This is a genomic window from Bradyrhizobium sp. 1(2017) (assembly GCF_011602485.2).
Lineage (GTDB): Bacteria > Pseudomonadota > Alphaproteobacteria > Rhizobiales > Xanthobacteraceae > Bradyrhizobium.
This window is the reverse complement of the sequence record NZ_CP050022.2, coordinates 3,333,661-3,353,142: the sequence shown is the minus strand read 5'-3', so window position 1 is coordinate 3,353,142 and position 19,482 is coordinate 3,333,661. Positions and strand designations below refer to the sequence as shown.

At 63.2% G+C, this 19,482-nt stretch carries 19 protein-coding genes; 11 read left to right on the top strand and 8 right to left on the bottom strand.

All coding sequences use genetic code 11. The features are described from left to right. The first annotated feature begins 54 nt into the window (after positions 1-54). The 3 genes from moaA (at position 55) to HAP40_RS15515 (ending at position 3,542) form a co-directional block, all read left to right on the top strand. Positions 55-1,089 (top strand): GTP 3',8-cyclase MoaA, encoded by a 1,035-nt coding sequence (gene moaA, locus HAP40_RS15525; protein ID WP_166816997.1) that lies wholly within the window; start codon positions 55-57, stop codon positions 1,087-1,089. A 167-nt stretch (positions 1,090-1,256) separates the two neighbouring features. Further along, positions 1,257-1,838, top strand: coding sequence for a TRAP transporter small permease subunit (locus HAP40_RS15520; protein WP_166816998.1), 582 nt, complete (start codon positions 1,257-1,259; stop codon positions 1,836-1,838). Positions 1,839-1,865: 27 nt separating this feature from the next. Next, the gene (locus tag HAP40_RS15515) at positions 1,866-3,542 is read left to right on the top strand and encodes a TRAP transporter large permease (RefSeq protein ID WP_166816999.1); all 1,677 of its coding nucleotides are present in this window, start codon (positions 1,866-1,868) and stop codon (positions 3,540-3,542) included. Between the two features lie 91 nt (positions 3,543-3,633). Here HAP40_RS15515 and HAP40_RS15510 read toward each other — a convergent pair whose 3' ends face one another. Both HAP40_RS15510 and HAP40_RS15505 read right to left on the bottom strand, forming a co-directional pair. Continuing rightward, positions 3,634-4,953, bottom strand: coding sequence for an ATP-binding protein (locus tag HAP40_RS15510; RefSeq protein ID WP_166819485.1), 1,320 nt, complete (start codon positions 4,951-4,953; stop codon positions 3,634-3,636). Between the two features lie 85 nt (positions 4,954-5,038). Further along, positions 5,039-5,713 carry a response regulator transcription factor gene (locus HAP40_RS15505; protein ID WP_166817000.1) on the bottom strand — a complete coding sequence of 225 codons (675 nt, stop codon included), beginning with the start codon at positions 5,711-5,713 and terminating at the stop codon, positions 5,039-5,041. Positions 5,714-6,045: 332 nt separating this feature from the next. Here HAP40_RS15505 and HAP40_RS15500 point away from each other — a divergent pair, with 332 nt between their 5' ends. After that, complete coding sequence (locus tag HAP40_RS15500; RefSeq protein ID WP_166817001.1) at positions 6,046-6,255, top strand: hypothetical protein; 210 nt, start codon at positions 6,046-6,048, stop codon at positions 6,253-6,255. 465 nt (positions 6,256-6,720) lie between these two features. Here the strand turns inward: HAP40_RS15500 and HAP40_RS15495 are convergent, their stop codons facing one another. From HAP40_RS15495 to HAP40_RS15480, 4 genes are all read right to left on the bottom strand, one after another. Continuing rightward, positions 6,721-7,809: a TRAP transporter substrate-binding protein gene (locus tag HAP40_RS15495; RefSeq protein WP_166817002.1), complete on the bottom strand. Its 1,089-nt coding sequence runs from the start codon at positions 7,807-7,809 to the stop codon at positions 6,721-6,723. Positions 7,810-7,973: 164 nt separating this feature from the next. Next, positions 7,974-9,062 (bottom strand): TRAP transporter substrate-binding protein, encoded by a 1,089-nt coding sequence (locus tag HAP40_RS15490; RefSeq protein WP_166817003.1) that lies wholly within the window; start codon positions 9,060-9,062, stop codon positions 7,974-7,976. A 206-nt stretch (positions 9,063-9,268) separates the two neighbouring features. After that, entirely contained in the window at positions 9,269-10,405 is a 1,137-nt protein-coding gene (locus HAP40_RS15485; protein ID WP_166817004.1) for an Mrp/NBP35 family ATP-binding protein, read from the bottom strand. Between the two features lie 106 nt (positions 10,406-10,511). Further along, the gene (locus tag HAP40_RS15480) at positions 10,512-10,952 is read right to left on the bottom strand and encodes a VOC family protein (RefSeq protein WP_166817005.1); all 441 of its coding nucleotides are present in this window, start codon (positions 10,950-10,952) and stop codon (positions 10,512-10,514) included. A gap of 183 nt (positions 10,953-11,135) precedes the next feature. Here HAP40_RS15480 and HAP40_RS15475 point away from each other — a divergent pair, with 183 nt between their 5' ends. The 5 genes from HAP40_RS15475 (at position 11,136) to HAP40_RS15455 (ending at position 16,213) form a co-directional block, all read left to right on the top strand. Continuing rightward, positions 11,136-12,008 (top strand): NAD(P)-dependent oxidoreductase, encoded by an 873-nt coding sequence (locus tag HAP40_RS15475; protein ID WP_166817006.1) that lies wholly within the window; start codon positions 11,136-11,138, stop codon positions 12,006-12,008. Positions 12,009-12,238: 230 nt separating this feature from the next. Next, the gene (locus HAP40_RS15470; protein ID WP_166819486.1) at positions 12,239-13,630 is read left to right on the top strand and encodes a sodium:proton antiporter; all 1,392 of its coding nucleotides are present in this window, start codon (positions 12,239-12,241) and stop codon (positions 13,628-13,630) included. Between the two features lie 156 nt (positions 13,631-13,786). Then, positions 13,787-15,382, top strand: coding sequence for a sensor histidine kinase (locus tag HAP40_RS15465; protein ID WP_166817007.1), 1,596 nt, complete (start codon positions 13,787-13,789; stop codon positions 15,380-15,382). Positions 15,383-15,426: 44 nt separating this feature from the next. After that, positions 15,427-15,630 carry a DUF1289 domain-containing protein gene (locus tag HAP40_RS15460; RefSeq protein WP_166817008.1) on the top strand — a complete coding sequence of 68 codons (204 nt, stop codon included), beginning with the start codon at positions 15,427-15,429 and terminating at the stop codon, positions 15,628-15,630. A 28-nt stretch (positions 15,631-15,658) separates the two neighbouring features. Next, the gene (locus tag HAP40_RS15455; RefSeq protein ID WP_166817009.1) at positions 15,659-16,213 is read left to right on the top strand and encodes a TIGR02281 family clan AA aspartic protease; all 555 of its coding nucleotides are present in this window, start codon (positions 15,659-15,661) and stop codon (positions 16,211-16,213) included. A gap of 31 nt (positions 16,214-16,244) precedes the next feature. On the opposite strand, the gene dusA is transcribed toward HAP40_RS15455, so the two are convergent. Continuing rightward, the gene (gene dusA / locus HAP40_RS15450) at positions 16,245-17,204 is read right to left on the bottom strand and encodes a tRNA dihydrouridine(20/20a) synthase DusA (protein ID WP_246741364.1); all 960 of its coding nucleotides are present in this window, start codon (positions 17,202-17,204) and stop codon (positions 16,245-16,247) included. Positions 17,205-17,373: 169 nt separating this feature from the next. Between dusA and HAP40_RS15445 the strand changes: the two genes are divergently transcribed. Next, on the top strand, positions 17,374-18,468 hold the full coding sequence (locus HAP40_RS15445; RefSeq protein ID WP_166817011.1) for a site-specific integrase: 1,095 nt from the start codon (positions 17,374-17,376) through the stop codon (positions 18,466-18,468). On the opposite strand, the gene HAP40_RS15440 is transcribed toward HAP40_RS15445, so the two are convergent. After that, on the bottom strand, positions 18,465-18,602 hold the full coding sequence (locus tag HAP40_RS15440) for a hypothetical protein (protein ID WP_166817012.1): 138 nt from the start codon (positions 18,600-18,602) through the stop codon (positions 18,465-18,467). The two genes, HAP40_RS15445 and HAP40_RS15440, sit on opposite strands and share 4 nt — an antisense overlap. A gap of 191 nt (positions 18,603-18,793) precedes the next feature. On the opposite strand from HAP40_RS15440, the gene HAP40_RS37335 reads away from it, so the two are divergent. Continuing rightward, complete coding sequence (locus HAP40_RS37335) at positions 18,794-19,087, top strand: amidase family protein (protein WP_414645383.1); 294 nt, start codon at positions 18,794-18,796, stop codon at positions 19,085-19,087. The last annotated feature ends 395 nt before the right edge of the window (positions 19,088-19,482 follow it).

Here is a 19,482-nt window from a genome sequence, read left to right as displayed (position 1 = left end):
AGGCACCGCTGAAGCGAAGGTGCGCCCGTCGCCGTAAGTGACAAGGCATTTGGTATGAACGGATCTTCTGCGAGCCCCCGCGCCGCGCTGTCGAGCGCGATGACCGATCCGTTCGGGCGGACCATCTCTTACTTGCGCGTCTCCGTCACCGACCGCTGCGATTTGCGCTGCTTCTACTGCATGTCGGAAGACATGACCTTCCTGCCCAAGGCGGACCTGCTGACGCTGGAGGAGCTCGACCGGCTCTGCTCGGCCTTCATCGCCAAGGGCGTGAAGAAGCTGCGGCTCACCGGCGGCGAGCCCCTGGTCCGCCGCAACGTGATGACACTGGTGCGCTCGCTGTCGCGGCATCTGTCGAGCGGCGCCTTGAATGAGCTGACGCTGACCACCAACGGCACCCAGCTTGCAAAGCATGCGCGGGAGCTCGCCGATTGCGGCGTACGCCGCATCAACGTCTCGCTCGACACGCTCGATCCCAAAAAGTTTCGCGAGATCACCCGCTGGGGCGAGATCGACAAGGTACTCGAGGGCATCGAGGCGGCGCGAGCCGCGGGCCTTGGCGTCAAGATCAACGCGGTGGCGCTGAAGAATCTCAACGAGGACGAGTTGCCTTCGCTGATGCGCTGGGCCCACGGCAAGGGCATGGGCCTGACGCTGATCGAGGTCATGCCGATGGGCGAGATCGGATCGGGCCGGATCGACCAATATCTGCCGCTGTCGCTGGTGCGCGCCCGCCTCGCCCAGCAATTCACGCTGACGGACTTAGCCGAGACCACGGGCGGACCGGCGCGCTATGTCAGCGTCGCCGAAACCGGCGGCAAGCTCGGCTTCATCACGCCGATGACCCATAATTTCTGCGAATCCTGCAACCGGGTGCGCATCACCTGCACCGGAACGCTGCACACCTGCCTCGGCCACGAGGATGCCTCCGATCTGCGCAAACCTCTACGTGCATCGAACGAGGATGTGCTGCTTGCAGATGCAATCGACCGCGCCATCGGGCTCAAGCCGAAGGGCCACGATTTCATCATCGACCGCCGCCACGATCGTCCCAGCGTCTCCAGGCACATGAGCGTCACCGGCGGCTGACGGTCGATCGGCGGCCTTATTCCTCTGAACTATCAACAAACTTCCGATTGACTGGCGGCACGCCCGCTGGTTTGGTGCGGCTGCCTCATGCCTGCGCGGCGAGATAAGCCACGCGCCAGCTCGGCGCAGTCAAGACGGCCGGGGCACAATCGGGGGAGGACCTATCGTTGCAAGCGCTCCTAAAGCTGAGCCAGGGGATTGATGCGTTCACACGCTGGACGGGCAAACGCATCGCGTGGCTGATCCTGCTCGCCGTCATCATCTCGTCGGTCAACGCGATCGTCCGAAAGACGTTCGACACCTCATCCAATTCATGGCTCGAGCTGCAATGGGTGCTGTTCAGCATTGTCTTCCTGCTTTGCGCACCCTGGACGCTGCTCGACAATGAGCACATTCGTATCGACATCGTGAGCAACACGCTGCCGAAGAAAGCGCGCAACGTCATCGACGTGGTCGGTCACGTGTTCTTTCTCATGCCGATATGCATGATCATGATCATTACAGGAGTGCCGTTCTTCCTGCGATCCTTCCAAATCAACGAGCAGTCCGGCAACGCTGGCGGCCTGCCGCAATGGCCCGCGAAATCCCTGATCATGATTGGTTTCGCTTTGCTGCTCGTGCAAGGCATCTCCGAGTTGATCAAGCGGATTGCGGTCATGCGCGGATTAATTCCTGACCCGCATGATTCCCAAGTGTCGGCGTTGGAAGCGGAAGTTGAGCATCTCGTCGAAGCGATCGAGAAGAAATAGCCGTTGGCGACGGTGTAGGGGGAATTCATGACCGCTTTTATCATCGCCAATATGGCGCCCATCATGTTCGTGTCCCTGGTGGTCATGCTGCTGCTCGGCTATCCGGCGGCATTCTCGCTCGGTGCCGTGGGCCTGTTCTACGCCGTGATCGGCGTCGAACTCGGTCAGTTCCACCCCGACTTCCTCCAGGCCCTCCCGGAGCGCGTCTACGGCGTGATGAACAACGACACGCTGCTTGCTATCCCGTTCTTCACCTTTATGGGATTGGTACTAGAGCGGTCGGGCATGGCCGAGGATCTGCTCGACACCATCGGCCAATTGTTTGGAACGATCCGCGGCGGCCTCGCCTATGCCGTGATCTTCGTCGGCGCATTGCTCGCCGCGACGACCGGCGTGGTCGCCGCCTCCGTGATCTCGATGGGACTGATCTCGCTGCCGATCATGCTGCGTTATGGCTATGACCGCCGCGTGGCAGCTGGCGTCATCGCCGCCTCAGGCACGCTCGCGCAGATCATTCCGCCCTCGCTCGTCCTGATCGTGATGGCCGACCAGCTCGGCAAGTCCGTCGGCGACATGTACGAGGGCGCCTTCATCCCGGGCCTCGTGCTCGCGGGCTTGTACGCCGGCTACGCCTTCCTCGTCAGCATGTTCTTCCCAAAGGCCACGCCCGGCCTGCCAAAGGAGGCCATCGGCTTCCGCGAAGACAACGGCGATCGCGGCCTCGTCTCCCTGGGTGTGCTGTTCCTTGCGAGCTGCGTGTTCGGATGGCTCATGATGCGGAATTCGAACGTGCACGGAGCCGACTACGTCGTGCTCAGCATGTTCTGCGGCATCGTCTTCGCCTTCGCCGTCGCGGTGCTGAACTGGGTGGTCGACAAGCTGACCGGCTTCCGTTTCCTCTCGAAAATGGCGCAGCAGACCACCTTCGTCATGGTGCCGCCGCTGTTCCTGATCTTCCTGGTGCTGGGTACGATCTTCATTGGTCTCGCGACTCCGACCGAAGGCGGCGCGATGGGCGCCGCCGGTGCCCTCTTGCTCGGCGCAGCGAAGCGACGGCTGAGCTGGGACCTGATCCGGCAGGCGACGGAATCGACTGCCAAGCTGTCGGCTTTCGTCATATTCATCCTGGTCGGCGCCCGTATCTTTTCGCTCACCTTTTACGGGGTCAATGGCCACGTCTGGGTCGAGCATCTGCTCACCTCGCTCCCCGGCGGCCAGATCGGTTTCCTGATCTTCGTCAACGCGCTCGTGTTCGTGCTGGCCTTCTTCCTCGACTTCTTCGAGCTGGCCTTCATCGTGATCCCGTTGCTCGGACCCGCCGCCGAGCATCTCGGCATTGATCTGATCTGGTTCGGCGTCATCCTCGGCGTCAACATGCAAACCTCGTTCATGCATCCGCCGTTCGGCTTCGCCCTGTTCTACCTCAGATCGGTCGCGCCGAAGGAGCGCTACACCGATCGCGTCACCGGCAAGAGGATGGAGCCGGTCACCACGGGCCAGATCTATTGGGGCGCGGTCCCGTTCGTCGTCATCCAGCTCATCATGGTCGGCCTGGTCATCGCGTTCCCCGCGATGGTGATGCACTACAAAGGCGTCCAGTCGAATATCGACCCCAGCACGATCAAGATCGACGTGCCGCAGATCGAACTGCCGCCGCTGGATCTCGGACCGCCACAGTTGGATCTCGGACAACCGCAGAAGTAGTGAGCTTTCTTCTCCCCTTGTGAAGAAAGTGGCGCGCTTAGCGCGCCGGATGGGGTATCTCCGCAGAGTCGAAGGCGCGGAGAAGGACTTCTCACCGGGCTCGCCGCCATCGCGGCGCGCCACCCTCTCCTACAAGTGGAGAGGGTGAAGAGGTCGCCGGATGCGCCGGCCGAAATCGCAGCGTGAACTCCGCGCCGCCCCCGGGAAGGTTCTCCACCGCCACGGTCGCCGCATGATCGTCCGCGACGGCGCGCACGATCGAGAGCCCCAGGCCCGCGCCGTCGCTGCGCTGGCGGTCGCGGCGCCAGAAGCGCTGGAAGATCAGCTCGCGCTCGGCCTCGGCGACACCAGGACCGCAATCGCGTACCCGCACCGATCCGTCCTCCCCCACTTCGACCTCGACGGCGGTGTCCCTCGCCGTGAACTTGATGGCGTTTTCGGCAAGGTTGAAGATGGCGCGCTGGAGCATCGCCGAATTGCCGTGGATCATGACCGGCCCGTCTGTGCCCTTCAATGCGATCTCCTTGTGCTGCGCGATCGCGAGCGGCGCGATCGCGCCGACCACCTCGGCGCAAACGGCGTGCACGTCCGCGGTCTCACCGGGATCGAGCACCAGCGTGTCGAGCTCGGCGATCTCCAGCAGCTGGGCGACGATGCGGCTCATGGCTTCGATGTCGGCTAGCAGCGCCCGCCGGGCTGCGCCGTCGCCAAGCGTCTCGATCCGCGTGCGCAGGATCGTGAGGGGCGTGCGCAATTGATGCGCGGCGTCGGCCGTGAACTGCCGCTGTACCCGAAATCCGTCCTCGAGCCGGTCGAGCGCCTGGTTGACGGCGGTGACGAGCGGCATGATCTCGCGCGGGATCTGCTTCGTCGGCAGGCGGATGTGGGTGCGCGCCGGGCCGATATTGCTGGCCTCCTCGGAGGCCTTCCACAGCGGCGCGATCGCGCGGCGGAAGATGATGATGTCGGTGGCGAGCAGGACCAGCAGGATCGGGATGGTGATCCACCCGACCCGCCGGAAGAAGTTCGAGACGATGTCGTCGATGATGACGTCGCGGTGCGCGAGATCTTCGGCGACCTGGACACGCACCGGCTTGCCGTCGATGATCCGGGTGACGCTGGCGCCGGAAATCGTCTCGGAGGGCCGACGCGCCGCGGCGCCGGGCCGCCGATGCGAGGAAAACAGCAACCGGCCTTCGTCGTCGCGAATGTCGTATTGATAGCGGCCGTAAGCGTCCGAATAGAGTCCGCGCAGGCTGTCGGGCAGGTTGAACGTCAGCGAGCCGTCCGGCTGGAGGACGATGCGCTCCGCCAGCACCTCGGCCTGGGCGCGCATGCCGTCGCGGTGCAACTGGTCGATCTCGGAATTGAGCAGCCAGAACAGCACCAGCGGCAGGACGATCGCGACCATCGCGACCGCCACGATGTGCAGGAAGACGATCCGCCAGATCAGCGATTTGGACGCGAACGATCCGGCATGGCGGCCGAGAGCCACGCTATTTTTCCTCGGCCATGAGGTAGCCGACGCCGCGGATGGTGTGGATCACCACCTTCGCGCCGTGCTCGATGAGCTGCTTGCGCAGCCGCGAGACGTAGACCTCGACCGCGTTGGAGGCGACCTCGCCTTCGAGCCCGAAGATGTGGTCCTCGACGTTCTTCTTCGGCACCACCCGCCCCTGCCGGCGCAACAGGATCTCCAGCACCGAGGTCTCCCGTGCGGAGATGACGCGCGGCTGGTCGTCGACGAAGATCTGGCGGCTCTCGGTATCGTAGACGAGGTTGGCGAGACTGAGCGAGCGTCCGAGCAGCTGACCCGGCCGACGCAGGATGGCCTCCAGCCGCGCCACCAGCTCCTCCATGGCGAACGGCTTCGCCAGATAATCGTCGGCACCGCTCCGCAAGCCGGTGACGCGATCCTGCAAGCCGCCGCGCGCGGTCAGCACGAGCACCGGCAACGGTTCCATCTGGTGGCGCAGCTCACGCAGGACCGACAGGCCGTCGCCGTCGGGCAGGCCGAGGTCGAGGACCATCGCGGCATAGCTAACGCTGTTCACTGCCTCGCGCGCCTCGGCCGCACTGCCGACGACATCGCTCTCATAGCCGGCCGCCGCCAGCCCGCCGGCCACGAGCCGCGACAGCTCCGCATTGTCCTCGACGATCAGCAGCCGCATCGTAATCCCGCCGGATGTTCCGGGTCACCCCACGGCTCGCGCCGCATCTGCGTTCTTTTCCAGCATTCGGGGCGCCGCGGCCAGCGAAAAAGCACTGGATCGCCTCTCCTAATCAGGTCCGTGTAAGCCTGCGCCGCGCAAGAAACCCGCAAAGCTAAAACGTCCCGACCGAGCAACGCGGCGCTGCTTCGTCTTGACGGCGTTGGCCCGGACGGCCAGCCTTACAACGAGTAACGACCACATCCTCATTGCAGCCGAAGCGTCGACCGGGGAACACAAGCTTCTACTCGTCGTTTGAATCCAAGCCTCAGGATCATTGCTGGAGAAGCCCAATGTCGTACTTTCCATCTGGCGAAGACCAGGACTTCCGCATCTGCAAGGTGCTCGCCGACGTCTTTTGCGCCATCTTGATCGGCACCTTTTCGATTGTCTTTTTCGGCTGGCTCGGCGGCATTGTCGCTTTCGTTATCGTCGAAGCCGCCCTGCTCAGTCTCGATTGGCTCGTGCCACGCGCGAAAGACGCGGCAGGCGTCGTTCGCTGACGGTTCTCTCTGCGCTCGGACACCGCCGTTAGCGAACCTTTGGCGGGAACGGAAGATCGGCTGCCGCGGCTAGCCTGGTTCGTTCCAGTGCTTCCCAAAAAGCCGCTCTGAGCTCGGCCAATTGGTCGCGGTCGATTGGCTGGCGGTCGACGACGACCATGCCTTGCGCTGCGCGCTCTGAGCGACGTCGGGGTTGAAGCTCCTCAGGGCCCGAGATCCTCGCCGTCGCAGAATTCGGATTATGCGATCCTGGAATTCTGCCACTGTTTTGCCCGACGCGTCAAGGGGATTCGGCAATTCCGTAGCCATTGGCGGCATGCCTTCAAGTCATTGAAAATCTTGTCCTCGTCTACTGTGCATGGGGTTGTTTTCGATGTTTTTGTTTGGAGGCCCTTTCCGCCGCGCTGAAAACGACAACGCCCCGGAAGCTGCGCTCCGGGGCGTTGCAGGCTACGGATGGCGTGATCAGCTCTGCGAGCGCCGCGCCATGAAGATGTCGTAGCCGACTTCGGCCACCTGGAACCAGGCGTAGCCGTCGCTCGTGAACTTGGCGAGAGAGTCGTGGACCTTCTTGAAGTTGGGGTTGCTTGCACCGACTTCGGCGTGCAGCTCCTTGGCGGCCTTGAAACAGGCATCCATGATCGAGGGCGAGAAGGCGTGCAGCTTGGTGCCGCCCGCGAGCAGCTTCTTCATCGCCAGCGGGTTGGCGTTGTCGTAGCGCGCCATCATGTAGTTGTTGGCGTAGTGGCCGGCCTGCTCCAGCACGCTCTGGTAATATTTCGGCAGCGCGTTCCACTTGTCGAGATTGACGAAGGCCATCAGCATCGGCCCGCCTTCCCACCAGCCCGGGTAGTAATAGTGCGGCGCGATCTTGTAGAAGCCGAGCTTCTCGTCGTCATAGGGGCCGACCCATTCGGCGGCGTCGATGGTGCCCTTCTCCAGCGCCGGATAGATATCGCCGCCGGCGAGCTGTTGCGGCACCACGCCGAGCTTCTGGAGCACGCGACCGGCAAAGCCGCCGACGCGGAACTTCATGCCCTTGAGGTCGTCGGGCGTGTTGACCTCTTTCCTGAACCAGCCGCCCATCTGGCAGCCGGTGTTGCCCGCGAGCAGCGAGATGACGTTGTAGCTCTTGTAGAACTCGTTCAAGACGTCGCGTCCGCCGCCCAGCATGTACCAGGCCTGGTTGATGCGCATGTTGGGACCGAACGGCACCGCCGAGCCAAAGGTGAAGGTCGGGTCCTTGCCGAAATAATAGTAGGACGCGGTGTGGCCGATCTCGCAGGTGCCGTTCTGCACGGCGTCGAGCACCTGGAGACCCGGCACGATCTCGCCGGCGGCGAAGATCTGGATCTGGAATTTGTTGTCGGTCGCTTCCGCGACCATCTTGCACATCATCTCAGCGCCGCCAAACAGCGTATCGAGCGATTTCGGCCAGCTCGTCGGCATACGCCATTTGATTTCCGGCATCGACTGCGCGATCGCGGGTGCCGCGAGCGTGGCGGCACCTGCCGCACCAAGTCCTGTGACCTTGATGAAGTCTCTTCTCTTCATGATTTCCTACCCTGATGAATGTGATTGTGGAGCCTTCTTGTCGAGGCTTGGAGGCAGCATGGAACATCGCGGGGCCGAAAGCCATCTTGATTGCCACTGCGGCAAAGAAAAAGCCCGGCCTCCTAGGGAGGCCGGGCTATTGATCATACGACTTAAGCCGTCGATCAGCCGCGGGTGCGCGAGCGGATCATGAAGCTGTCATAGGTGTACTCGGCGACCTGCCACCAGAGATATTCGTCGGAGCGGTAGGCCTGCATGGCGTCGATCGTCTTCTTGAAGTCGGCGTTCTTGCCTGAGATCTCAGCCCACAACTCGTTGGTCGACTTGAGGCAGGCTTCCAGCACCTCGTTGGTGAAGGGGCGAAGCTGGGTGCCGCCGGCGACCAGACGCTTGAGCGCCGCGGGGTTCTGCATGTCGTAACGCGCGGCCATCCAGGTGTTGGCGTTCGTCGTCGCGTTGGCGAGGATCGCCTGGTAGTTCTTCGGCAGCGCATTGAACTTTTCCAGGTTGGCGAAGGCGTGCACGGTCGGACCGCCCTCCCAGAAGCCCGGGTAATAGTAATACTTGGCGACCTTGGCGAAGCCGAGCTTCTCGTCATCGTAGGGGCCGACCCACTCGGCCGCGTCGATGGTGCCCTTCTCCAGCGCCGGATAGATGTCGCCACCGGCGAGCTGCTGCGGCACCACGCCGACCTTCTGGAGCACCTGGCCGGCAATGCCACCGATGCGCATTTTCAGGCCGGAGAGGTCGGCAACGGTCTTGATCTCCTTGCGGAACCAGCCGCCCATCTGGGTGCCGGTGTTGCCGCAGGGGAAGCCGACCACATTCGACTTCTTGAAGAACTCGTTGGCGAGTTCGTTGCCGCCGCCCTGATAGAGCCACGAATTCTGCTGACGCGCATTGAGGCCGAACGGCACGGAGGCGAAAATTGCGAAGGTCGGGTCCTTGCCGACGTAGTAGTAGGACACGGTGTGGCACATTTCGACCGTGCCGCTGGAAGTCGCATCCAGCGCCTGCAGGCCGGGAACGATTTCACCGGCGGCGAACACCTGGATCTGGAACTTGTTGTCGGTCATCTCGGCGACGTACTTCGCCACCTGCTCGGCGCCGCCATAGATGGTGTCGAGCGACTTCGGGAAGCTCGAAGTCAGGCGCCACTTGATCTCGGGCGAGGACTGCGCGATCGCCGGCGAGGCCACCGCGGTCGCCGCTGCGCCTGCTGCCGACACTTTAAGAAAGTCACGACGCTTCATCTTCAGGTCTCTCCTTGCTGGGGCGTTTTCCCCTTAACTTCTCTTCTTGCCGCCGCGCATTCCGGCGACGCGTTCAGGCCGCGTCGAACCGAAGGGGCTTGACTGCCGTGGGCCTTTACCACGGAAGCCCCGCCTGCGGAACGCGACAATGGCATGACGGGGCGCTACAAAAGTCGCATGCCCGAGCGCATGCCGTGGCGGCCGGTTCAGGCCGTGGCGACGGCACCCTTGAGCTGGTCCCGGACCTGGCCTGCAATGGCGCGGTAGATCGCCGCATGAGGTCCGTCCGGCTCGCTGTCCACCACGGGATTGCCGGCATCCGACGTGGCGCGAATCGCCATGTGCAGGGGGATCTCGCCCAGGAACCGTACTCCGAGCTTCTCGGCCTCATGCCGCGCTCCGCCATGCCCGAAAATGTCCGACTTGGTGCCGCAATGCGGGCACTGGAAGTAGCTCATGTTCTCGACGATGCCGAGCACCGGCACGTTGACCTTGCTGAACATGGCAAGCCCCCGCCTCGCGTCGATCAGGGACAGGTCCTGCGGGGTCGAGACGATCACGGCACCCTTCAGCGGCACGTTCTGCGCCAGCGTGAGCTGGGCATCGCCCGTCCCCGGCGGCATGTCGACCACCAGCACGTCGAGCTTGCCCCATTCGACGTCGCGCAGCATCTGCGTCACCGCCGACATCACCATGGGACCGCGCCAGATCATCGCGGTCTCCTCCTCCACCAGGAAGCCGATCGACATGATGGCGAGACCGAAGCGCCGGAGCGGAATCATTTTTCGCTCGTTGTTCAGCTCGGGCTTGTCGTGCAGGCCGGTCAGTCGCGGCACCGAGGGGCCGTAAATGTCGGCATCGAGCAGCCCGACCTTGAGGCCGAGGTCGCGCAGGCCCAGCGCCAGATTGAGCGCGGTGGTCGACTTGCCCACCCCGCCCTTGCCCGAGGCGACCGCGATCACGGCGGCGACGCCGGGGATCTCCGACTGCCGTGCCATCGGCGAGCCGCCGCCCTGCGGCGGCTTGTGGGCATGGGCCGGCTGCACGCCGGGCGTGCCGCGGCTCGGCTGTGGGGGTGGCGGCGGCGCGGAGCCCGGCTTGCGCTCGGCGGTGAGCGCAACCATCACGGTGGTAACGCCGGGAATGGCGCGCACGGCGGCTTCCGCTTCGGCCCGGATGGACTCCCAGGCCCGCGCCTCGGCGGCATCGACATTGATCGAGAAGAACACCTTGCCGTCGGAGGCGCTGATCCCGCTCAGCACATTGGCATTGGTGAGCGCGACCCCGCGCGGCGACTTGATCCGGCCGAGGCTGTCGAGAACCTGTTGCTGCGTCACGCTCAAAGCGCATCTCCTGAACGGAGCATGATCCGGAAAAGTGTAGAGCGGTTTTCCGGAGATCATGCTCAAGGCTTGAGAATGCCCCATTAGAGCGGAAACGCCCAAAAGGCTACTGCCTGCCGATATCGTCAGCCATCTCGGCGGGCGCCGCCCCCTGCTCCAGGGCAGCCTCGTAGTTCAGCTCGATCATGACCCCGTTGGGGTCGTGGACGAAGATCTGCCAGAGGTCGCCGCCCGGCACCTGGCGGGAGTCGAACTTCATCCCCTTGGAGGTCAGCCGCTGCTTCATGCCGTCAAAGCCGCGACTGACGAAGGCGACATGGTGGACAACGCCGGAATCCGGCTTTTGTGGCTCTTCGGTCGGCGAAATATCGACGAGATGCACCACCGGCCTGCCCTCGCTGTACATCCAGGCACCCGGGAACGCGAAATTCGGCCGGGCACCATTTTCCAGGCCCAGCACGTCCTCGTAGAAGCGGACCGTCTCGGCCAGTTTCCGGGTCCGGATGTTGAAATGATCGAGCACGCCCACGCTCACACCCACGCTCATGTCTTCGCTCCCTTTTTTTGGTTCTTGAGGTCCGCCATCCTAGCACAGGGGGCCGCCAAACGAAGCCGTTGCCCTCCGGCCTCAAGGGTTTATGGTGCGCCCCAACCCGCCGCCCAGGCGGAACCAGGCGTCCTGCTCGCCCGGCAAGAACCGTAAAACCCAACTACGGACAAGGTACCATACATGGCTAAAGTCGCTTTCCTCGGTCTCGGCGTGATGGGCTTCCCCATGGCCGGACACCTCGCGAAAAAAGGGGGCCATGAGGTCACCGTCTACAACCGCACCGCGGCCAAGGCGAAGGAGTGGGCGGACAAGTTCGGCGGCAAGACCGCACCGACCCCGAAGGCCGCTGCCGAAGGCCAGGATTTTGTGATGTGCTGCGTCGGCAACGACAACGACCTACGCGCGGTCACGATCGGCCCCGACGGCGCGTTTGCCGGCATGAAGAAGGGTGCGACCTTCGTCGACCACACCACCGCCTCGGCCGAGGTCGCGCGCGAGCTCGATGCGGCCGCGACCAAGGCCGGCTTCAAGTTCGTCGACGCCCCGGTCTCCGGCGGCCAGGCCGGCGCCGAGAACGGCGTGCTGACGGTGATGTGCGGCGGCGCGCAGGACGCCTATTCCGGCGCCGAGCCGATCATCACCGGCGCCTATGCGCGGATGTGCAAACTGCTCGGGCCCGCCGGAAGCGGCCAGCTGACCAAGATGGTCAACCAGATCTGCATCGCCGGACTGGTGCAGGGTCTCTCCGAGGGTATCCACTTCGCCAAGAAGAGCGGCCTCGACGTCGCCGCGGTGATCGAGACCATCTCCAAGGGCGCGGCGCAGTCCTGGCAGATGGAAAACCGCTACAAGACCATGAACGACGACAAATACGACTTCGGCTTCGCGGTCGAATGGATGCGCAAGGACCTCTCGATCTCGCTGGCTGAAGCCCGCCGCAACGGCGCCAACCTGCCGGTGACCGCACTGGTCGACCAGTTCTACTCCGAGGTCGAGAAGATGGGCGGCAAGCGCTGGGACACGTCGAGCCTGCTGGCGCGCCTGCAGCGCTGACGTTCTGCCGCGACCTCATCAGCATGCAGCTTCGTCGCGACCTCGGCCGCGACGAAGCTTCTGCAGGCGACGAACTGACACAAAGATAATCTTCGGGGGAAGTCTTGCTCAGCGAAATCGCCGCCATCCTTGTTGTTGCCTATGTCGGTGTCGCGCCGGCGCTTCGACGGGGAGGCACCGAGATCGCCAGGCACAGGGTCTGTCGGCGGCGCTCCCCCCTCGTTACAAGCCTGCTCTTCCTTGCCATCGCAATCCTGGCAGCATCACCCGCGCCGGCGCTGGCCGCATCGCTCGACGGGGCGAGCCTTCGCCCGCAATGGGCGCTCCCGTTCGCCGGCATGCTGTTGTCCATCGCAATATTCCCGCTCGCTGCACCCCACTTCTGGGAGCATCACCAGGGCAAGATTGCCGCAATGTGGGCTGCCCTGATCGTGCTGCCGTTTGCAATGTGGTACGGCCCGTTTCCGATCATCCGGGCGCTCGTTCATACCGCGCTGGTTGAATACGTCCCCTTCATTCTGCTGCTCCTTGCTTTGTTCACTGTGGCCGGCGGAATCGTGGTACGCGGCAATCTTCACGGCTCTCCGCTTCTGAACACGCTCCTGCTCGCCATAGGCACGCTGCTCGCGAGCATCATCGGCACGACCGGCGCGTCGATGGTCATGATCCGGCCGGTGATCCGCGCCAATGACGATCGGCGGCACAACGCGCACGTCGTCATCTTTTTCATCTTTCTGGTGTCGAATATCGGCGGCTCGCTCACGCCGTTGGGAGATCCGCCGTTGTTTCTGGGATTCCTGCGCGGCGTGGACTTCTTCTGGACGACGACGCATCTGTTTCCCCAGACCACGTTCGCGGCCTGGATCCTGCTCGCCCTGTTCTTTTGCATCGACGCATATCTTTATCGCAAGGAAGGCCGGGTCAAACCGGACCCGACTCCGGACAATCCTTTGCGGATCAGCGGCGGCCTCAACTTCGTCCTGATGGGAGTCATCGTTGCCGCAATCCTCTTGAGCGCCAAGCTAGACCTCGGCGGGTTCGACGTCCTCGGCACGCACCTCCAGGTGCAAAATCTCCTGCGCGATGCCGTGATGATCGGCGTCGTGTTCGCATCCCTTGCCGTCACGCCGAAGGAGGACCACGACGCGAACGGCTTTTCTTGGGGTCCAATGATCGAAGTGGCAAAGCTGTTCGCCGCCATCTTCATCACCATCATTCCCGTACTTGCGATGCTGAATGCGGGCCGATCCGGCGCGTTTGCCTCCGTCGTCAACATGGTCACCAACGCGGACGGCACGCCGAACAATGCCGCCTATTTCTGGTTGACGGGCCTGCTCTCATCCTTTCTCGACAATGCACCGACGTATCTGGTCTTCTTCGAGCTTGCCGGAGGCGACGCCCAGCATCTGATGACGAACGGCGCCCTGACCCTTGCCGCAATTTCCGCCGGCGCGGTGTTCATGGGCGCAAACTCCTACATCGGCAACGCGCCCAATTTCATGGTGTATGCGATTGCGCGAGCGGGTGGTATCGCGATGCCGGGCTTCTTCGGCTACATGGGCTGGACCTCCCTCCTCCTGCTGCCGGTCTTCGCGTTGGTCACGCTCGTTTTCTTCAGGTGAAAGAGGTCCACAGCCGGCGGAGGCTGGGACGGGACATCAATTAACGTCCGGTTAACGTAATTCTTTAGCTCCTTAAGTCACCTCTTAAGGATTTCTTGCCAAAGATAGACAATGCAGAAGGCCCGCGTCCGGCGCGGGCAGGAATCGTGTTGCTTGATGAGTAACCCCGCTGAAAAGCCCGAGGTTGTGCAGCTTCCGGCCGAGCCGGTGAGCGCTCCATCGGCGAGCAGTCGAAGGGCTGCGGCGCAGCGGGTGCGCGAGGCGCGCGACAAGTTAACGTCGACCAGCGGAACCCGGCCCGCCTTCGACGCCGAGATGCTGCGCCAATATGCCCAGACGCGGCTGTCGGCATCCTATGTCGTGATGCTGCTGGTGGTCGCGACCGGCGTGCTGTTCGGGCTCTGGATGCAACCGATCCCGGCCGCAGCCTGGACCGCCGGCATGCTCTGCATCCACGCCGCCATGATCCGCAGCTGCCGTCGGTTCCTGGCCGCGCCCAGTTCTCCAGCGGCGACGCGCGCGTGGCGGACGCGTTTCGTCGTGCTCGACCTGCTCTACGGCCTGTGCTGGATGGCGATCCTGATCCATCCCGTGCTCGACTTGGTCACGGAAACGCTGATGGTTTTCCTGATGCTGCTGGTGATCGCAGTATCGAGCATGCTGGCCGCCAACCTGCCGATCGCCGCCGTTGCCGCCACCGCGCCGGTCGCCGTCGCGATGGCGCTGAGCTTCGTGATGACGGGCTCGCTGGACAATTACATCCTGGCGGCGCTCGCGCTCGCGGCCGAAGGCTATTTCGTGCTGCTGGCCCACCGCCTGCACTCCTCGACCTTCGCCACGCTCGAGGCGCGCGCCGAGAAGGACGCGCTGATCGGCGAGCTCGAACAGGCCAAGGCGATCTCGGACGAAGCACGCCACCGCGCCGAAGCCGCCAACGTCGCCAAGTCGCGTTTCCTCGCGCAGATGAGCCACGAGCTGCGCACGCCGCTGAACGCCATCCTCGGCTTCTCCGAGGTGATGAAGAGCGAGATTTTTGGCGCGCATGCGGTGCCGGTTTACAAGGAATATTCCGCCGACATCCATAATTCCGGCGTGCACCTGCTCAATCTCATCAACGAGATTCTCGATCTGTCCCGGATCGAAGCCGGACGCTATGAACTCAACGAGGAAGCGGTGTCGCTGGTCGGCATCGTCGCCGACTGCCACCATTTGATGAAGCTGCGCGCGTCCAGCCGCGGCATCACCATCCACGAGATGTTCGAGCAGGCCATGCCGCGGCTGTGGGCCGACGAGCGCGCGATCCGCCAGGTCGTGCTCAATCTCCTCTCAAACTCGATCAAATTCACCCCGCAGGGCGGCGAGATCTGGCTCAAGGCAGGATGGACCGCTTCAGGAGGACAATATCTCTCGGTGAGGGATTCCGGCTCCGGAATCCCCGAGGACGAGATTCCGGTCGTGCTCGCCTCGTTCGGCCAGGGCTCGAACTCGATCAAATCAGCCGAACAGGGCGCGGGCCTTGGCCTGCCCATCGCCAAGAATCTGATCGACCTACATGGCGGCACGTTCACGCTGAAATCGAAGCTGCGCATCGGCACCGAGGTGATCGTCACCTTCCCGCCGGAACGCGTGATGAGCGCGCTGGCACCGCTGTCGGACGATTCTCCGCCGCTCCAGCCGGAAGGTTCGCTCGTTCCCGACGAGAAGCGTCGGCCGCGACACAAGCCGATCATGAGCGCAGGCACGGGCTCTTAACGAGATGCTTGCAGACATGCCCGACCATCCCTCACTATATCCGTATGAGCAAAGAAACGCCGTGCGTCGCCGTCTGCATGATCGATCCCAAGACCAAGCTGTGCTTCGGCTGCGGCCGGACCTTGCCGGAGATCGCGCGCTGGCACGCCATGGACAGCGCGGAACGGCTTGCGATCATGGCGCTGTTGCCGGCGCGCATGAATCAGGCGGGCCTCGCGCCGATCGCGGCATCACCCAAGCGTACCTGACCGGCACGCGCCCGCACGGAGGCGCGCAATGATCCGCTTCCTGCTCGTTGTCGTCATGCTCGCGGGCACCGCGGGCGCGGTGGTCGCCTATGGCGATCCCGACCAGATCGCGCGTGCCAGCCACAAGGTCACACACATCTTCCGCGGGCAGACTGCCGGCCCGGCCCCTGCCGTGCATATCCCGCGCGGCCAGGGCGGCGAGTTCGCACTGCGTGCCAAGATCAACGGCGTGGCGGCACCGATGGTGATCGATACCGGTGCGACCTCGGTGGTGCTGACCTGGGAAACCGCGAAGGCGATCGGGCTGCCGCTCGAGATGCTCGAATACGATGTCGACCTGGAGACCGCAGGCGGCCACACCAAGGCAGCCCGGCTCACGCTCGACCGTCTGGCCGTCGGCAAGCTGGTCGAGAAGTCGGTGCCGGCCCTCGTCGTGCAACGCGGCCAGATGAAGACCAATCTGCTCGGGATGAGCTTCCTCGACCGCCTGGAAAGCTGGGGCGTGCGCGCGGACACGCTGATGCTGACAGGATATCCGGAGCTGCAGCGCCGCTCCCGTCGCTCACGCGCGGCGGTCGACTAGACCGACCTCAAGCGCGATTCCGGATCATGCGTTAGGCCGCCGCCTCCGCGGGCGCACGTGTACCGACACGCGCGATCGCATCGCGCAGCACGTCGAGACCGGCGCCCGGCTTCACCCCCTGCTCGGCGAGATGCCGACGGAATGCGCGCGCCCCGGGCACGGCGTGGAATGCGCCGACGAAATGCCGCGTGATCGCGTGCAGCCGGGTGCCGCGCGCCAGCTGTTCTTCGATGTAGGGCATCATCGCCTCGAGTGCGTCCTGCATGGAGACGTGCGGTGACGCCTCGCCGAAGACGTCGGCATCGGTGCCAAGCAGCCGCCACGGCTCCTGATAGGCGGCGCGGCCGAGCATCACGCCGTCGACATGGGCCAGATGCACCTTGGCCTCGTCGATGCTCCGAATGCCGCCATTGATGATGACGGGCACGCCAGGCATCGCGCGCTTGAGCCGGTAGACCCGATCATAATCGAGCGGCGGGATGTCGCGGTTCTCCTTCGGCGACAGGCCGTTGAGCCAGGCCTTCCGCGCGTGCACGATCAGCGCATCGCAGCCGGACGCCACCACCGCGGACGCGAGCGTATCGAGCGCGACCTCCGGATCCTGATCGTCGATGCCGATGCGGCATTTCACCGTGACGGGAACGGCGACTGCAGCCTTCATCGCCTCGACGCATCGCGCCACCAGCTCCGGCTCGGCCATCAGGCAGGCGCCGAAGCGGCCATCCTTCACGCGATCGGAGGGACAGCCGACATTGAGATTGATCTCGTCATAACCGAACGCCTCGCCGATCCGCGCGGCCTGCGCGAGCTCGTGCGGATCCGACCCGCCAAGCTGAAGCGCCACCGGATGCTCGCACACGTCGAACCCAAGCAGCCGCTCCCGGTCGCCGTGAATGATGGCGCCCGTGGTCAGCATCTCCGTATAGAGCAGCGCCCGCCGCGTCAGGTGACGGTGGAACACCCGGCAATGCCGGTCAGTCCAATCCATCATGGGCGCGACGGAAAAGCGATAGTCTCGCGATTTCAAACGTTTATCCTACTATCTCAATGGGATGGAAGAGGAACGTGTGCACTCCAAACTAGCCGGAATTGCACACGCTTGTACCCTTTCTGACCTCTCGGCGCACACATAGTGCACACGAAAGCCGGAGTACACACGCGTGGCGACCTTCACTCAATTGGCATCTGGAAACTGGCGCGTCCAAGTCCGCCGCAAGACCCGTTATGTGGCCGAGACGTTCCGGCGACGCAAGGACGGCGAAGAATGGGCGCTCGAGATGGAGCGCGATATCGACCGCAACGGATCGTCCAAGCCACGCGTGGTCCGGGACGTTCGCACGTTTGGCGATCTGATGGACCTGCACGACGAAGACATGCGCGAGGTTGGAAAGCCCCCTCGCCGGTCAAAGGCTGCCGTGATGGCGTCGCTCAAGACTGAGCTCGGCAGTGTGAAGCTGCCCGCGCTCAATCGAGAGCGGTTGATCGAATTCGGAAGAAAGCGCGCCAAGCAGGGCGCTGGCCCCGCGACGTTCGCGATCGATTTGTCTTTCATCCGCACAATCATGACGCACGCCGCTGCTGTGCGCGGCGTCGAGGTTTCGGCCGAGGAAGCCCGCCTCGCACGCGTCGCGCTAAGTCACTTAAATCTGGTTGGAAAAAGCAAAGAGCGCGCCCGACGACCCACACAAGGCGAACTCGACGAACTAATCGAATACTTCGAGACGAACCGCCGGCAATTCATTCCGATGGGACGGATCGTCAGATATGCCGTGGCAACGACTTTGCGCCAGGAAGAGATCTGTAAACCCGAGTGGTCGCTGGGAGACATGAAAAAGCGACTAGTGGTTATCCAAGACAGAAAGGACCCGAGGAACAAGGAGGGAAATGATCAGAAAGTACCCCTGTTTAACCTAACGGGCTATGACGCGTGGGAGGTCGTGCTTCAGCAGCGAATTGTGACTCGAGGCCACGGGCGGATCTTTCCCCATAACTACAGATCCGTGAGTGCGGCATTCACCCGGGCGTGCGATGAGCTCAAGATCGATGACCTGCACTTTCACGACCTACGCCACGAGGGAACGAGCCGTTTGTTCGAAGCAGGACTTCCAATCGAAAAGGTAGCACTGGTCACCGGTCACAAGGATTGGCGACAACTCCAGCGCTACACCAATCTCAAGGTTGAAGATCTTCTTAAGGTGCAGCATGCGCAGCAGCCATCGATGGAAGAATTCATTGAGACGTTAGCTGCCTCCTAGAGGTCCGCAATGCGCTGCTCGACGCCGGAGAGCGGGCGTGGCGCCGCGATGACCGCGTGCGGATCTTTCTCGTCAATATTGATGCTGAGTTCTTCCGCGAAAAATTGCGCAAACTTACGATCTGAAAAATTCAAGACATAGCCGCTTCCGATCTCGAAGTGCCACTCGATAATGTCAGGCGCCTTTCCACCACGCGTGTGGGTGCATATCGAGCGGCGTCGCGCTGGTCCATCCTGCGCTTCACGGACTGATCACCTGCGGCGCGAAGGTCGATGCCGAGCAACTCCTGAAGGCGAGCGACGAACTGGAACGCGCAAAAGCCACTGTGACCGAACGGACGCTCCCATTCGATTTGATCGTCGCACCCACGACTCACGTCGTCGGCTTCCCGGCGGATCGAGCCGCCCCTGACGAAGGACGGCTGCTGGACATCACGACATACACCGCTATGTTCAATCAGACGGGGCAGCCCGCCGCTGTCATTTGCGGAGGCTTCGCCGAAAACGGCCTTCCCGTCGGCGTCCAATTCATCGGGCGGCGCCATGAAGATTTCCGAGTTCTGCATGCGGCCGCCCTGTGCGAAGCCACATTGGCTCTGTCAATGGCTTGGCCCATGTAATCCGAACAATAGCGTTCGTGGCCTTGCCGGCTCGTCATTTGAGCGTTGCTGACAATGACGATAGAGGTACGCAGCTGGTTCACCAGTCGATTACCACCCCGCGGGCCGCGGATCGCCGCCGGGACCATCCCTCTAGTTGATCTTTCTTGATCTACCGGTGCACACATCGTGCACACACAGCCCTCCACGTATATGAAACACTGGAATTCTCGCTCCAGTCCATCATGAGGAAGTTTGAGCTAGGTACAGCCAATAAATGCCAGCCAAATTTAATATCGTCACCTCGATGGCGAAGATGCATCAACATCCTCCTGATCCGCAAGATCGCTTCGTTGACCCCTTGGCCGGACTGCCCCTTGTAGCTTCCGACCGCTTGCCTCGGCGGCTGCGTGTGA